12 protein-coding genes are annotated in these 15,183 nt (G+C 43.6%); 2 read left to right on the forward strand and 10 right to left on the reverse strand.

Annotated elements, in window-relative coordinates:
- Nucleotides 1-497 precede the first annotated feature (497 nt).
- Together BAU14_RS05420 and BAU14_RS05425 are read right to left on the reverse strand one after the other, a co-directional pair.
- A complete protein-coding gene (locus BAU14_RS05420; protein WP_161899074.1) occupies nt 498-860 on the reverse strand; it encodes a hypothetical protein in 363 nt (120 codons plus the stop codon).
- 67 nt (nt 861-927) lie between these two features.
- Nucleotides 928-1,308 carry a CvfD/Ygs/GSP13 family RNA-binding post-transcriptional regulator gene (locus BAU14_RS05425; protein ID WP_161899075.1) on the reverse strand — a complete coding sequence of 127 codons (381 nt, stop codon included), beginning with the start codon at nt 1,306-1,308 and terminating at the stop codon, nt 928-930.
- A gap of 108 nt (nt 1,309-1,416) precedes the next feature.
- On the opposite strand from BAU14_RS05425, the gene BAU14_RS05430 reads away from it, so the two are divergent.
- Nucleotides 1,417-2,583 (forward strand): MalY/PatB family protein, encoded by a 1,167-nt coding sequence (locus BAU14_RS05430; RefSeq protein ID WP_161899076.1) that lies wholly within the window; start codon nt 1,417-1,419, stop codon nt 2,581-2,583.
- Nucleotides 2,584-2,984: 401 nt separating this feature from the next.
- A complete protein-coding gene (locus BAU14_RS05435) occupies nt 2,985-3,680 on the forward strand; it encodes a DUF6198 family protein (RefSeq protein ID WP_161899077.1) in 696 nt (231 codons plus the stop codon).
- A gap of 120 nt (nt 3,681-3,800) precedes the next feature.
- Here BAU14_RS05435 and BAU14_RS05440 read toward each other — a convergent pair whose 3' ends face one another.
- The 8 genes from BAU14_RS05440 to BAU14_RS05475 all read right to left on the reverse strand — a co-directional run bounded on the left by BAU14_RS05440 (nt 3,801) and on the right by BAU14_RS05475 (nt 15,131).
- The gene (locus BAU14_RS05440) at nt 3,801-4,547 is read right to left on the reverse strand and encodes an alpha/beta hydrolase (protein ID WP_161899078.1); all 747 of its coding nucleotides are present in this window, start codon (nt 4,545-4,547) and stop codon (nt 3,801-3,803) included.
- A gap of 185 nt (nt 4,548-4,732) precedes the next feature.
- Complete coding sequence (locus BAU14_RS05445) at nt 4,733-5,689, reverse strand: LacI family DNA-binding transcriptional regulator (protein ID WP_161899079.1); 957 nt, start codon at nt 5,687-5,689, stop codon at nt 4,733-4,735.
- Between the two features lie 34 nt (nt 5,690-5,723).
- Complete coding sequence (locus BAU14_RS05450) at nt 5,724-9,023, reverse strand: GH36-type glycosyl hydrolase domain-containing protein (RefSeq protein ID WP_161899080.1); 3,300 nt, start codon at nt 9,021-9,023, stop codon at nt 5,724-5,726.
- A gap of 19 nt (nt 9,024-9,042) precedes the next feature.
- On the reverse strand, nt 9,043-11,190 hold the full coding sequence (gene bglX, locus BAU14_RS05455) for a beta-glucosidase BglX (RefSeq protein WP_161899081.1): 2,148 nt from the start codon (nt 11,188-11,190) through the stop codon (nt 9,043-9,045).
- 10 nt (nt 11,191-11,200) lie between these two features.
- Nucleotides 11,201-11,968 carry an endonuclease/exonuclease/phosphatase family protein gene (locus tag BAU14_RS05460; protein ID WP_161899082.1) on the reverse strand — a complete coding sequence of 256 codons (768 nt, stop codon included), beginning with the start codon at nt 11,966-11,968 and terminating at the stop codon, nt 11,201-11,203.
- On the reverse strand, nt 11,949-12,878 hold the full coding sequence (locus BAU14_RS05465) for an acetylxylan esterase (protein WP_161899083.1): 930 nt from the start codon (nt 12,876-12,878) through the stop codon (nt 11,949-11,951). Before BAU14_RS05465 ends, BAU14_RS05460 begins: the two co-directional genes overlap by 20 nt.
- Nucleotides 12,871-13,470, reverse strand: a complete 600-nt coding sequence (locus tag BAU14_RS05470; protein ID WP_161899084.1) for a DUF624 domain-containing protein — start codon at nt 13,468-13,470, stop codon at nt 12,871-12,873. Before BAU14_RS05470 ends, BAU14_RS05465 begins: the two co-directional genes overlap by 8 nt.
- Before the next feature lie 59 nt (nt 13,471-13,529).
- Nucleotides 13,530-15,131 (reverse strand): sugar ABC transporter substrate-binding protein, encoded by a 1,602-nt coding sequence (locus BAU14_RS05475; RefSeq protein ID WP_161899085.1) that lies wholly within the window; start codon nt 15,129-15,131, stop codon nt 13,530-13,532.
- Nucleotides 15,132-15,183: the final 52 nt, after the last annotated feature.

Here is a 15,183-nt window from a genome sequence, read left to right on the forward strand (position 1 = left end):
TTCAAAGGTCTAAGTTGTTGTGCGACTTGTTTCGCCGTCAACTTTTAAATCATATCACGTTGTTTTTTAAAAGTCAAACACTTTTTTGAAAAAGTTTTTCGCGACTGGCGCGACTTTTTCAAAAACAGGTTGTGCTTTCAAGCGGCAACTTCGTTAGTTTAACAGGCTTAGTTGCCCGTGTCAACTACTTTTTTGAATTGATTTTCAAGAAGTTTTCTACGAGACTTTCTCGTCGTCAACGTTGATTAATTTACCATTTCTTAAAGAGCGGGTCAAGGCTTTTTAGTAATCTTTTTTCAGCGCAATTGTCGTCTCTTTTCACGTTGCAAAAGAATCATTCGTCTTTGTCCCGCTTTCTTTAATAAACAGTCACAGGTCTTGCGAGATATCTGCCAAAAACACGAATGGATTTCTAAGATACTCTTAAATCAAACAGCTTTATAAATAAAAAAAGTTCTTGTCCCAATACGAGACAAGAACCAATGGGTGCAGTTTTTCTAAAAGTAAGGCACGCCTTCAATATCATAGTTGCGAATGATTTCTCGGAAACGTTGGGGCTCTTCCCAGTAGAAATCTTGGGGTAGCTCGCTTTCCAGCACGGCTTCTTGCGCTTCGAAAACAAACAGAGGGACATTTTCATGGTCGATTTGGCCATTTGTCAGTTCCACCAAATCAATTTTTTTCACATCAAGATGAACCTGATCTTTCAACATTTCCAAAATGTTGGCAAGGCCAGTCTTCTCGGCAATGAAATCGGTAGAGGCCAATTCCAAGGTCTCACCGGTGGAGTGTACTAAGAAACGTTTGGCGCCGTCTTGCAGATGCAGTATTACAGTGCCTGCGACTTTTTTGTTTTCCACGATACCACCTCGTATTTTGTTTATCCTTGCTATTCAATTTTAACATGATTTCTGAAAATGTACATAACTATTTCTTTGTGTTTTCATTACGCAGCGCGGTCAGTGCTTCTTCTACCCATATTGGTAACTGTTTTTCTACACTTCGAAATCCGATTTTTTTATTTTTATTCGTAAAGTAGCGTTTTCGATGGGGACGATTTTTAATCTGTTCACCGTCCAAACTGCGACGCGACAAACTGATTTTTTGAGAGTATTCGTCAATGTCGATAATCTGCACGCGAACCTTGTCGCCGACTTTGACAACCTCATTGATATTTTTGGTATAGCCGGATTGGATCTCGGATACATGAATCAATCCCTGAGTTCGCTCGTCCAACGCCACAAAAGCGCCGTATGGCTGGATACCTGTTACGGTCCCTTGAATGATCTGGCCGATTTTATAAGTCATTTTATTCCCTCTCTTCTACTTTTTTCATTATACTGTAAGTGTTGAAAAAAAAGAAGTTCGTTTCATTTGCAGGCGAACTTATACAAGAGCTTACAGGAGGCGCAGACGATGACAGATTTTGATCGGCAGTATTCCCGCGTGGGGACAGATAGCGTGAAATGGGACAGTATCCGTGAAACCTACCAGAAAGACGACTTGATCCCACTTTGGGTCGCAGACATGGATTTCATGGCACCCCAGCCCGTGATTGAGGCACTGAAAGAGTATACAGAGGCCGGCATCTTTGGTTATAGTATTTTTCCTGAGTCTCTTTACGAAGCAGTGATCACCTGGGAAGCTGAACGTTACAACTATTCATTAAAGAAGGAAGATATTCTCTTTTCTCCCGGTGTCGTACCTAGTATCGGCGTGGCGATTCAAGCTTACACTGCTCCCGGTGACACCGTGCTAATTCATGATCCGGTGTATCATCCTTTTGCTAATATGGTCAAAGCCAACGGACGAATCGTCTCTGCTTCTCTTCTAGTAGAAAGAAACGATCACTTTGAAATGGATTTGGCAGATATGGAAGCACGCATCGTTGCTGAAAATATTAAACTCTTCATCCTCTGTAACCCCCACAATCCTGGTGGTCGTGTCTGGGACAAAGAGGAATTACTGGCAGTCGGCAAACTCTGCCAAAAATATGGCGTTACTGTGATTGCCGATGAAATTCATCAAGATTTGGTCTTTGCTCCTCGTCAGCATATCTCCTTTCAGACGGTAGCCTCAGATTTTGCTGATTTTTCTATCATCTTGACCGCCGCAACCAAGACCTTCAACTTGGCAGGAATCAAAAATTCAATGGTGTATATCAAAGACAAAAAATTACGTCGTGCCTTTAAAGAGGTGCAGGAAATGACGGAGCAAGCGACAATTTCCACCTTTGGCCTGATTGGTACTGAAGCTGCTTACCGTCATGGAGGCTCGTGGCTAACAGAGCTCTTGTCTTACTTGTCGGAAAATAGTCGTTTTACCCAAGAATTTTTAGCCGAGCATCTCCCTCAAGTAAAAATGATGCCCCCTGAAGGAACCTACTTGGCTTGGTTAGACTTTTCAGAATTAGGCTTAACCGATGCTGCTCTGCAAAAACGGCTGGTGAAAGACGCCGGCGTCGTTTTGAATGCCGGAACACTCTTTGGCAAGCAAGGTAGCGGTCACATGCGTCTGAATCTGGCCTGTCCGAAAAAAACATTGGCAGCTGGCTTGCAACGAATCGCAGCCGTCTTCGGTTGATTGCTGATTTTACTTTCCAAAAATTGATTCAAAAAACATTGCTCCGTATCGGGGCAGTGTTTTTTATTTGTAGATATTTCGGCTAATAATTAAGTAAGCACTGGAAACTTTACAAGCACCTACTAACCTGTCGTAATTTTATCAAATAAGTTAATATTATTAGATTATTATTGATATAATTGAATTGTAATCATTAAACATCAAAAGCAACTTCAACTAGAAAAGGGAAGGCAACTCTTACAGACTTGATGGCTATTGAGTATTTTGTCTGATGCTGGTTGTTGCCTGTACGAGGCTTTTTGCAGGATCCATTAGGCGCATAGGAGTTGTTGTAACAATTAAATTGCCCATTTATTACACCAAACACCCTGTCTCATTATTTTAAAAAAGGTGGTTGTTTCATGAAATCTATACAAGCATTGCTCTTTCGTCTCGCCTTATATACAGCGGGTATCTTTATCCTGGCCTTAGGTACCGTTCTTTTTACCTGTTGTCGTCTAGGTACCAGCGCTTTAGTCTCCGTCCCTTTTATTACCGCCGACATCACAGGATTGACGTTGGGAACAGCCACTACATTGGTCTTTGGTGTCATGGTCATCTTGCAACTGTTTTTACAGCGAAAACTCACACTCAAAACGTTGCTACAGCTCCCGTTCTCCTTTGTTTTTGGCAGTATCGTTGATTTTTACACTCTCGGCTTGGGTTTGGCCCAATTTCAACCAGAATCTCTGCTGTTTCGCATCCTAGTACTTTTTTTAGCAACTGCTGCTACCGCTACTGGTGCTTTTTTTATGCTGCAAGGCAATTTCATCATGAATGCACCAGATGGCGTCGTCGCTTTGTTAAGCTTGCAGACTGGCAAAACTTTTGGACAGATGAAACTCCGGTTCGACTTGGTCATGATCCTGACGGCCACCCTCCTCGGATTGCTCTTTTTGGGACGACCAGAAGGAATTGGCATTGGAACATTGTTTGCTGCATTGACTGTCGGACGGGGCATTCGACTTTGGGAAACAACTTTTTTCAAAACAGCGCCCACAGCATCTGGTGACTGTTCCGCGACTATTGCAACAGAAGAGTTCGATCCTGAGCTTTAACCATTTTTTCTTAACTTATTGATAGATAAAAGGTCGCTGATTCCTTTACTCTTTTTACCAAGTTTCTGCAGCAAATGAAAAAGTTGGCTAAGAGCGTCCTTCTGCTCTTAGCCAACTTTTTTAGTGCACTTGTTCATTAAACAACGCCAGTACTTGTTGAATTTCTTTGTCCCAAAACTTCCAATTATGGTTACCAGGAGCTTCACTGTACTGATAGTTTTGGAATTCTTCTGTAAAATGAGTTTGAAATTTACGATTTATATCTAGTAAAAAATCTTCCGTACCACAGGATTGATAGAGGACTAGTTTCGCAACGGCTGAATTATGATGACGGATTATTTTGTTCAAATCATCTGGCCCCCCTGCCAACTTTTGCAAAGGTCCAAAGATTCGCGTAAATCTTTCATCACGACTGGGGTCATTTTGCCAAAGGGACACGACATCCAGTGCACCAGATAGTGAGGCTGCCCCACAAAAACGCTCTGGATAGGTAAATGCCCATTTGAAAGCCCCATATCCTCCCATCGATAGACCCGCTACAAACCGCTCCTCCGGCTTTTCTGAAATTGGAAACCACTGCTGAATAAAAGCTGGTAGTTCTGCTGTCAAAAAATCGAAGTAGCGCTCGCCATCGTGCATATTGGTATAATAGCTCAATTCTACTTGTGGCATGACAATGACAAAAGGATAATCAGCAGCATAACGCGCCAAAGAAGTATTATCCAACCACGCATTGCAATCATCCGACCAGCCGTGGAGTAAATATAAAACTGGGTAAGACGATCGCTTCATCTCAGGCAGAAAAATATTGCAAGCTGTTGTTTTTCCCAACACTTCCGAGCGAAATGTTATCCGACTGATACTCATCAAAAAGCCCCCTCAACTCACTAGTTTGCTACTATATAATATATGGTAATACTGTAGCTATGTAGCGGAGCAGTTTTTCGCTGCTCCAATAAAATAAACAATCCTATGCTAAAGTTTTTCTTACAAAACGTATTGAAATAGGTTTTCATTGATTGCTCTATGTCCATCCCTACCCATTTCAATTCTCAAGAAAATGAATCTCCGGCCACAAAGGTGGTGTAAATTACTTCATCTTCTGTGGACTCGCCTTTGATCAGTTGCATCAGTTTTTCAGCAGCCACCATACCCCATCGATGTTTCGAATAAGAAATCGTGGCTAAACGTGGGTCCATAAAAGTGCCCAGCTCAATATTGTCAAAACCAATCAGACGAATTTCTCGGCCAATCTTTTCTGGACGATCTGAAAAGTACTTATAGATCCCCACTGCCATTTCATCGTTAAAACTGAAAATATCGACGGGAAAATCTGGGTTTTGAGCCATGATAGTTTCCGCTGCTCGGTATCCGGAAGGTTCCGTAAATTCTCCAGGAATCACTTCATAATCTATGCCAAAGCGTTCCAATTCTTTAATACTCGTCTTGTATCGCTCTTGACTGTCGTAGCCATCAGCCCCTGTCACTAAAAAGACTTTCTGAGAACCGGATTCTGCCAATTTGCTGATTGCCAAGGTGGAACCGCCTTTATTGTCCAACAATACTTTGCAGACAGATTTGCGATCGATTTCTCGGTCCAACACAACTAGTGGATGACCTCGATCTGCTAAAAGATTGATTTCCTCTGTTTTAAACGTCCAATCTAGAATAATCGCGCCGTCTACCATCCTCTCGGGAATAAATAGATGAGAGCGTTGACCGCTACAAACAATCATTTCATAATCGAAAGTAGCGAGTCCCCGTTTGATCCCATCCAACAACTCCCCATAGAAACTGCCGCCATAATCAGCTAGATAAACGCCTACGATATTGGTCTGTTGTTTCTTCAAAGTGCGGGCCGCCATGTTGGGAACATAGTTCATCTCGCGAGCGATATCCTGAATTCTTTTTCTAGTCTGCTCGGTTACTTTCGGACTGCCATTCAACGCATAGGATACCGTTGAGATGGAGACACCGGCAGCTTTTGCGATATCTTTGATTCCCACCATGGGTTCCACTCTCCTCAAATCATGATTTGTTTCATCAGATACAAATGACAAGTTCGTCATCATCTTTCAACTGCGCCGCCAATACTTCTTTAGCAACGGCCATCCCACCAACACGGTAAGGATTTTCCAGTAATGTTACCGGCAACTCATTTCCATTTAAGAGTACAGTTCGTTTTTCACCCGTCAGTTCAAAACGAATCGTTACTCTTTTACCTGCCAAATGGTAATTCATCGTCAATTGATCCAATTCTTTTGGTAATACCGGGTCAAAGATATAGTGCACCTGATCGAAACGAATTCCCAAAACATTGCTCAACAACTGGTTCAAATAGATCCCTGGACCGCTGGAATAAATCCGCCAACCGCCTTTCACGTGAACGCTGCCATCTCTAAGTTTATCAAAGTTTTCCTGTGCTTCATACCTCGTTTTGAAATCCCCATCGGAACTGGAGAAATAAACATTCGACTGTCTCAGAGAAGCATTGGTCACTTGTTTTTGCAGCCCAATAGGATTGATTGTTTGCAGCGCTTTCCAGGTTTCTTGCTTCTTACCTAACTTAGCCATCGCCTCAGTAAAGCGGATGTGGGCATGGACGTATTGCAGGCCGATTTCTCGACCAAAATTGGCTGCTTGTTCCGCCCGTTTGAAATAGGTGCTGACTCCACCTTTGTAGCGGGCCGGTCGATTCATCAAGCGTACACCATCGGGAAATTGCAGCTGTTCTTTAATCACAGCTAAATGCTGCTCCGCTTGTTGCGGTGTCAACAGTTCCGCAATCATACTACGAGTCATGGGCAACAGTCGATAGTTGATGCCCGTTTTTTTGTCAGTTGGGTGGATAATAAACTCAAAGTGGTCCCCGTCTTGCAAAACAAAACCGGGTAAAATCTCATCTGAAAGAATATAACGCTCATAATCTTCTTTAATATGGGCGGCCAATGTCTTCAAATGAGCTGCATAAGAACTGTCAGCAGCTTCTAAGACCGAGGCAAGTTTAGTAATTACTTGACAGGTTAAAGCCACTGTCCAACTAGAAGCCATTTGTTTTTTTAGTCGTGCATCGTTTGGTTGCAATGTGTCATCCCAATCCCCATCACCATAACAAGACAGATACGTTCCCGGAAGAAAGTGATTTTCAATGTAAGTAACTTCTTTTTTCACATGATCTAATAAGGAATACTGCTCCAGTGTTTTGGCAAAGGTACTGCGTTCTGTATAAGGAATCTGCTTTTGCAAAATACTCAAATCCCCCGTATGTTCCAAGTAATCGGCCACTACTTTCATTGGCCAGACAATCACATCCCCGTGACTTTCATCTGCTTTTTGCTTTTCATATCGATCGAACATAAACCATTGTGGCCAATTTCCGTCATCGGCAAACTGATTCGCAAACAATTTTCCAATAATGTCCGCGACAATCTCCGGGCGATCCAAGGCCAAAAAGAATTCTGTCGGGCCTTGGGAAACATCTCGCGTTCCCCAAGCTGCACCGCCGTATTGTTCCAAGCCATGTGGGGATAAATAATGTACCAACATATTGTGAGTGTACCAGCGGGATAATGTATTGAAACTAGCCACTTCTTCTGAAGGATGTGCTAAGTGAAAACCTTGCAACAGCTCATCGATAAATTTCCGGTAACAAGCTTTCTCGTAGGCAGCCGTTGTCGGTTTTTCAACAAAGGGCGCACCAGTTAATGTTCCTTGAATAGTCATTGACACCTGATCAGTTTTCTCAAATAAAAGGCCAATCAGCTCGCTGTCTGCTTCTGAAACTCCTAAAATACTTTCATTTGTTCGTGTAAAGGCTGGCGCGGCTTTCAAATAATAGGTCAGCTCTGGATAGGTTTCGTGGATTACCGAATCGCTGGTAGCCGTGATTGTCAACAACTGATCTTGCTGCTGCAGATCATAATGCCCTTGTTCATCACCAGACATCAGCAAATGATTGGTGACCAAAATATCGTAAGTCTTTTGACGTTTGCTGGTAAAGGTAGTTCGAATTTCGCGACCATCTGCCACTGTATAGGTTTCGATTTTCAAAAGATCGTCTTGGTATTTGTAATACCAAACAGCGGAATTCAAGCCCATTTCAAACAGCGAGGCCAGACCTAAAAGACGCCAGCTGCCAGCTTCTTTCAAATAGATTCGTTGACCGGAATGCGTCATAGCATTCAGCGCATTGCGACTGTTACTCAATAATTTATTCGAGCTGGTATTTCCCAAGACAATTTGCGAATTGAACAATCCCTGCATATAAACCGTGGTACTCATCAACGGCCGATCAACAGTAAGGTCCATGCCACTCAACAAAATATGTCCATGAGATCGTTCCATCTGTAGTTCTTTTTCTTGAAGCACCACATGATGATGCTCTGGTGTAAAGAACGCTAGTCGTTTTCCCGCTTGTTCTTCGGTAAACAGTTGTTCTGGAAACAGTACATTTACCTCTGCTTCAGTCATCACGTCACCGGCTAGAACCGCCCCTCGTTTCGTCTGCTTTTCACTAACAATATTGCCCGCCAAATCTTCTTTAGAAAATGCTGGTATCTCTTCAAGGGAATTCTTTACATCAGCAATAGGGAGCAATGGTTCGGTAACGGCCTGTGGGTGATCTGCTGTAAAGCTGCCGTAAAAGACGAATGTGCTTGGCTCTTGCAGCACAAACTGCTCCGATTGCAAGGCAATATAAGCAAATTCATATTGATAGACTTCATTTGCTAGCTCTTCTTGCACTAACGCTTTAGGGATGCCTGTACGGACGTATTCTTTTCCAAAAAATTGATAGCCATCAGTTGCAAACGCTTTTACACTACCCAATGCCCCTAGCTGAACAGCTGGAAAACGTCCATCTTGTGGTTGGTTCTGTCTGGAAACAAGTAGTGGACCTTGCGCTGTGTCCATTACTTTGTGGTCAATGTATTGAGAAACGTACGCCTCGTTGGATTGCACGGCCCCTTTTGCGGCATTCCCGAGGTCTTGTCCGCAGATCAGATCTGCCGTTTCACCATTTCCTTGTAAGAAAACCTGCCAAAACCAACAGTTTTCCTTTCCTAAAACAAAACGAACTTGGTAATTGACCTGCTGAAAGCTGCCCTCCCACAGCAAAGCATTATCTGTTACCGTCAGATAACTAGCAGAATTGGACCCTATTAACGGTGTACTTTTGATGCCATCAGTGGTGTATAGACGAAGCCAAATTTGATTCAGACTGCCGTCTAATGGGTTACCGTTTAGTTGATTGATCATGATGCCATCAGCCGACAACTCATAAAGGTCACCGGTAGTTAGAAAATCAGCCGTTAGTCGGCCGTTGTGCAAGTTGATCATTGTCATGAATTTTTTCACTCGTTTCCTATTTAGTCAAGATGATTTCAGTGGTCAACAGGTCGCGACTATTGCCGCCCACCATTACCGTAAATCTGCCGGGGTCACTGGTCTTTTGTTGATTACTATGAACGTATTGCAGCAATTCATCTTTAATAACAAATTCTGCCTGGCGACTTTCACCGGCTGGAACCGCCAACTTTTGAAATCCTTTCAGCTCTTTCACTGGTCGAACGACTTCGCCTACCAGATCTCGGAGATACAGTTGGACGGTTTCAATTCCGTCTACGTCAGAGTCATTGTGAACCGTGACTGTAACCTGAATCGACTCATCTACAGTCATGGTTTTATGATCCACCGTTAACTCCGAGTAGACAAAGTGACTGTAACTCAATCCGAAACCAAAAGGATATTTCGCGTAATTACTGCCGTCTAAATATTTGGAAACATATTTTTCCTCTGGTGCCGATTCATAAGGGCGTCCGGTATTGTCCGGATTGTAATAAACGGGCACCTGACCTACAGATTCCGGGAATGACATGGATAAACGACCAGTGGGATTTACGCTACCTTCTAAAACATTTCGCAGGGCATTTCCGGCTTCTGTACCGGGAAACCAAGCTTCTACAATCCCTTTAGCCGCATCCAGCTCACGTAAATCCAGAGGTCTTCCGTTATACAAGGTCACGATTACATTGCTATTGACAGCAATTATTGCTCGGAACAAGTCCAACTGCGCTTGAGGCAGCCGGATATCTGTTACGCTGGCTGCTTCTCCGCTCATCCAGTCGCTTTCCCCCAAAGCAACAATCACCTTATCCGCTTTTTTTGCCAACGAAACAGCTTCTGTGATGGCTTTTTCGGAAGGATCAAAATAGTCGAACAACGCGGTGCCTAACAGCACATTTTTCCGACCTGCAAAAGCTTCTGCCAATGAAACAGCTTCATCTTTTTTCCCTTGCCAGGACCAAGCGCCCAATACATCTTTGGAGTAAACGCCAGGGCCTACCAAAGCAATTTTTTCATTTGGTTGTAACGGCAGTACATTGTCATTTTTCAATAGAACGATTGCTTTTTCAGCAATCTCGCGGGCCGCCTGTCGATGTTCTTCACAAAGAATAACGGTGGCTTCGGCTGTTTCATCGGCCCCTCGATAGGGATTTTCAAAGAGACCCAGATCATTTTTAAGCTCTAAAATTCGCAGCGCCGCTTCATCGATTAACGCTGCATCAATGCGCCCCTCATCAATCAATTCTTCCAAATAGCGACTGTAACAAGAGGTCATCATCTCGATATCAACACCGGCTGTGATAGCTAATGCGGCTGCTTCTTTTTCATTTTCAGCTACCCCATGAGGAATCAGCTCCTGGATTGCCCCCCAATCGGAAATTACCACACCGTTAAAGCCAAAATCGTCTCGCAAAACGTTACGGAACAACCATTTATTTCCAGTCGCGGGAATGCCATCTACGGTATTAAAGGAAGTCATTACCAATTTTGCTCCCGCCGCCAGTGCCGCTTGATAGCCTGGCAGATACATTTCTCGCAACTGACGTTCAGACATGTTGACGGTATTGTAATCCCGTCCGCCAATCGCTCCGCCGTATGCTGCAAAATGCTTCACACACGCGGCAACTCGCTGAAAATCATGGGTCAAGTCTGCTCCTTGATACCCTTTGACAAAAGCTTCAGCAAAGCGACTATTCAAAAATGGATCTTCCCCTGTTGATTCCATCACTCGGCCCCAGCGAGGATCACGCACCAAATCCACCATTGGCGAAAAAGTCACATGTAATCCCGATACCGCTGCTTCTTTGGCTGAGATTCGCGCCATTTCTTCTGCTGCCTTTAAATCCCAAGTTGCTCCCAGCGCCAACGGAATTGGAAAAATCGTACGGAAGCCGTGAATAATATCTGCCATGAGCAGCGTTGGGATATGCAGACGATTGTTAGCCATGTAGGCTTTTTGAACGCGGATTGCTTCTTTAGCACCAGAGATACCCAATGTTGAGCCGGCATTGTTGATATTTTCTTCTGATAATCCCAGATCACTCATGGGTCCCGTCTTCTCTTCTGCTTTTTCAGAATAGAACGCTGCCATCAGCTGCAAAAGCTGATCGATTTTTTCTTGTCGTGTCATTTGTGACAAAAGTTCATTTAATTGTGTCTTTTCCATGTTTTTTCACCTATTCATTTAGTTTGACGGTCATTGCTAGCGGAAAGTGATCAGAAGCAAAGCGTCGATCACAGGCATCCGTTAAGACAGCCGTTTTATTTACAGTAAAACCTTTGAGATAGAGATAGTCGATTTCCTCAAGCTGGGACCAAGGACGCTGATAGTCAAAATCTTGGAAGGTGCCGTCGGGTCCATAGTGAGACTGCTCACTGAGGGTTTTCCCATTATCGAAATGCTGTGCCACCAAATGATGGACATTTTCTTCAGGCAAAGCATTGAAATCTCCTAACAATACCGTGGGTAGCTCAGCAATCTTCTCTGCTAATTGCTGCAGTATTACCTGCATCCCACTTCGCCGAGCTGCCTCAGAGACATGATCAAGATGCGTATCAATCACTAAAAAGGACCGATCGCTGGCAATTTCTTTAAAGATGCCCCACAAACAGATTCGGGGACAACCGGCTTCAGGGTGAATGCTGGGTCGATCAGGCGTATCAGACAACCAGAAAAAACCGTTATCTTCTAACTGGAACCGCGTTTTTTTGTAGAGAATCGCCAACCCCTCCCCTTGACCATCGCCATCTCTTTCGGCGGCCAAGCAATAATAGTCAGTCAACGTTTTCAAATCTGCCACTTGATTGGGTCTGACTTCTTGAATCCCTACCAAGTCCCAATTATGATATGTCAGCAGGTCCAATACATAACGACTCCGGAAGGGCCACTGCCACGTTTCATCAAACTCTGTATCCACACGGACATTATAAGTTGCAATCTGCATCTTTGTTCAACTCCTCTGTCAGCTGTTTCATTAGTGAAATTTCGCGGGCTAATTGCCGACTTCCGCCACCTTCATGTCCTTTGCCCCAATAGACCGTCAAACTTTTAGGTGCTGCTAAGCGACGATAAGTCACCAGAAAGTCTTTCATGGGGCAAGTGGTATCAGCACTAGCAGCAGAAGTAAACACCGGGTTCGCAATTCTTTTTGCGTAATACTTGGTATCAAATACAGCCAGTGTCGCCAGCACATCTTGTTCATCTTCCGGATGCAACAACAAATAGTCGGCAATCGCCCCATAAGACCCGGTTTTTTCATGGACTCGTCGGGAAATATTCGAGTGGCTTGGGACATTTGCCAAGGTTGCGCGAATCTTTTTCCGGCAAATACCATTTAAAAGCAGAGCCAAACCGCCACCTAGAGAGTTACCATGTAAAAAGATCTGGTCATTGTCTAATTCAGGAATTGCGTCAATAACTGAAAACAAACGCATCTGATCAGCTACCAACCGCCGCATATAGCTGTCCTCAGGCGTCAGCAGTCCTCGTACCATGGGTGACTCCCCGTTAGTAGTTAAATAAGGAGCTGTATCAAGAGTTTGTCCCCCTTGTCCGCGATTATCGATTACTAAACAGCCGCAACCAATCTGCGGCCAGTGAGCAAATTCTTCCGCATTTTGAATATGTGTCATATAGCCAAGGATATCCACGACCACTGGTACCTTACCGTGAGTTATTTCCGGTAACAGCAGCAAGCCATGGATTTTTTCACCCTGCAGGCTTTTGAAACTGATCGAAAAACATTTGATTTTAGGTTGTGTTATCACTTTTGGGGAAAGCTCCAGTTCTAGTGGAATGGCAGCCAATTGAGCAGCCGTTTCGTCCCAAAAGCGTTCTTTTTCCAGTTCATTCATTTGTTTTATCCACCAATACTTTATTGAAAAAAAGCAGCTGTAGCCAAATCGTTACTGCAAAACCAACAATAACGTAAAGCATCAGATTAACTTTGATCAAAACAGCAGCCACCATTACCGGAAGCGCCAAGAGAATAATCCCATGTGCTGTGCTGGCCAACAAGACATAGGATGATTCCCGAAGTGCGGACTTAAAAGGTAATGGCAACACACTGTAAACGACTGTCAACACTGCCAAAAACAAAAGCGTCAACGCAGCTATCACTACAGCCAAAAAACCTAGTGAAGTCGATACTCCCATTAAGAGATAAATAATTCCTGCCAAAACAGCAGCCATCGATAAAAGTGTTGCTACGAGTATTGTTCCTCGTTTTAAATTAGCAGCTAACAGACGATAGTAATCTCTAAAGACTGAGTTCCCCTGCTCTTTTAGAAGGCGATCTACACTTTGATACAAGGCAATTAAGGACGGCCCCGTCAACACCAACGTCCAAGCGGTGGTAAGAAATAATAAGTTTAAGATGATGAGATTGGCAGCAAAGGTGAATGTCCGGTAGTACCAGCCATCAAAGGAAAATAGTTTTTCGATCATAATAAGTAGAAGAAGGGCAGCGTGCGGAGGCCACCCTTCTCTTGTCTCCTCTCTGTGACTTATTGGAGTTTTTCGCGGTTTTCAGCCATTTTTTCGGATTTTATCTTCTTGATTTCGTCCCATTTGTTGTTATCCAAGAACTTCTTAAATTCGTCCAAAGTACTGGTAAAGCTGTTTTCGTCTTTGGCACGGATCATTGAAATCACGCTAGCATTCAACTTGGTTTCAATAGCCTCGTTGGAACGAGCTTCTGGGGTTCCTAAATCAGGATTGATGTTTTCAATCACGAAATGTGGTACCAGCTTACCTTTGCCCCATGCTTGCATCTGAGTCAAAGCAGATTCGGTAGTGACTTTCAACGCGTTGACCCGGTCGTTGTTGAAGTAGTTGAAACGACTGATACCATATTTTTGGTTATAGGCATCATTATCCGTTTTTTCCATTTCTTTAACTTCCGGTAGATAATCAATCTTGCCTTCTTTGTTGTATTCGTAAGTTACGCCTTCAACACCGTATTTGGTTAAGATTTGCCCTGGTTCATCAATCAAATAAGTGAACAGCTCCGTTACTTTGGCTGGATCTTTAGCGTCTTTGGTAATGTAATTGCTCAACCAACCGGAAATCCCCGTTTGATTCATTGTGGGCTTGCGATCAGAAGTACTTTCTGGACCATCAATAGCAATATATTTCGTGCCAGAATTTTTAGTGAACTCCGTAAAGTTGCCCCCTTGACCACTCGTACCGGCTACCAAAATTGTTGCGTATTGTCCTTGTTTAACTTTTTCATCATAGGTAGGGCCATCGTCAGTGAAGCTATCGTCAGAGATATTGCCATCCCGATACACCTGATTCAAAGTTTGCAACCAGTTGACATATTCTTCATCCAAGTTGCGATCATAAAAATTACCATCGGCATCTTCTAAAGGGACACCCAAAAAATCTTGCAACTTATCAGTGAAAGGACCCGCACCATCCCCTACGGTAGTAAAGCCCATCGGTGTCAGATCAGGGAATTTCGCTTTGATATCTTGCATAACTTTCACGAAGTCCGCTGGTTTAGAAACGTCTGGCTTGCCCAGAGCTTCATAAACATCTTCACGGATTACAAAGTTATCATTTACTGGAATATTGCCACTTTCATAATCTGCAGCAGTGTTGGAGTAGTTTGGGTAGCCATAAGTCTTGCCATTGTCCAGCGAGTACCATTTGAATGTGTCCTCATTGACTGCTTTCATAAGATAAGGATCATATTTTTTGGCCAGATCATTCAATGAATAAGCCCAACTATCGGCCTTCAAAGCTGCTTGCCCCGTCTTACTGGTGAGGGTTACGATATCCGGAAGGTCACCGCCAGATATCATCGCGTTCAGCTTAGAGTCATCACCGGAAATAAATTCGATGTCGATATTAAGATCCTTTTTGATCTGGGCAGTAGTGACATCTTTGCCAAAAGGCAGTGCCGTCCAATCGGAATTAATGTACCAACGAATCTTTGTTGTTTCTTCTTTCTTGTCCAATTTCCAAGCTGGTGTATTTTCATCCAACTCGTAACGGTCCTTGATGGAAAAATCCGCGGCTTGATCTTTGTCGCCGCCGTTTCCGCAGGCAGCCAAACCAAGGACTGCTGCTGCCAACAATGTGCCTGTCAGTAATTTTTTCATTTCTTTGACCTCTTTCTTTTTAGTGTTGAAACAGCGCTTTTAGATCGCCGGC

Source organism: Candidatus Enterococcus leclercqii, assembly GCF_009933135.1.
Lineage (GTDB): Bacteria > Bacillota > Bacilli > Lactobacillales > Enterococcaceae > Enterococcus_C > Enterococcus_C leclercqii.

Bases quoted from the DNA above. Each gene is read 5' to 3' on its own strand.
- BAU14_RS05425 (WP_161899075.1), bottom strand. From the start codon at position 1,308: ATGACTTATAAAATCGGCCAGATCATTCAAGGGACCGTAACAGGTATC.
- BAU14_RS05430 (WP_161899076.1), top strand. From the start codon at position 1,417: ATGACAGATTTTGATCGGCAGTATTCCCGCGTGGGGACAGATAGCGTG.
- BAU14_RS05435 (WP_161899077.1), top strand. From the start codon at position 2,985: ATGAAATCTATACAAGCATTGCTCTTTCGTCTCGCCTTATATACAGCG.
- BAU14_RS05440 (WP_161899078.1), bottom strand. From the start codon at position 4,547: ATGAGTATCAGTCGGATAACATTTCGCTCGGAAGTGTTGGGAAAAACA.
- BAU14_RS05445 (WP_161899079.1), bottom strand. From the start codon at position 5,689: ATGGTGGGAATCAAAGATATCGCAAAAGCTGCCGGTGTCTCCATCTCA.
- BAU14_RS05450 (WP_161899080.1), bottom strand. From the start codon at position 9,023: ATGACAATGATCAACTTGCACAACGGCCGACTAACGGCTGATTTTCTA.
- bglX (WP_161899081.1), bottom strand. From the start codon at position 11,190: ATGGAAAAGACACAATTAAATGAACTTTTGTCACAAATGACACGACAA.
- BAU14_RS05460 (WP_161899082.1), bottom strand. From the start codon at position 11,968: ATGCAGATTGCAACTTATAATGTCCGTGTGGATACAGAGTTTGATGAA.
- BAU14_RS05465 (WP_161899083.1), bottom strand. From the start codon at position 12,878: ATGAATGAACTGGAAAAAGAACGCTTTTGGGACGAAACGGCTGCTCAA.
- BAU14_RS05470 (WP_161899084.1), bottom strand. From the start codon at position 13,470: ATGATCGAAAAACTATTTTCCTTTGATGGCTGGTACTACCGGACATTC.
- BAU14_RS05475 (WP_161899085.1), bottom strand. From the start codon at position 15,131: ATGAAAAAATTACTGACAGGCACATTGTTGGCAGCAGCAGTCCTTGGT.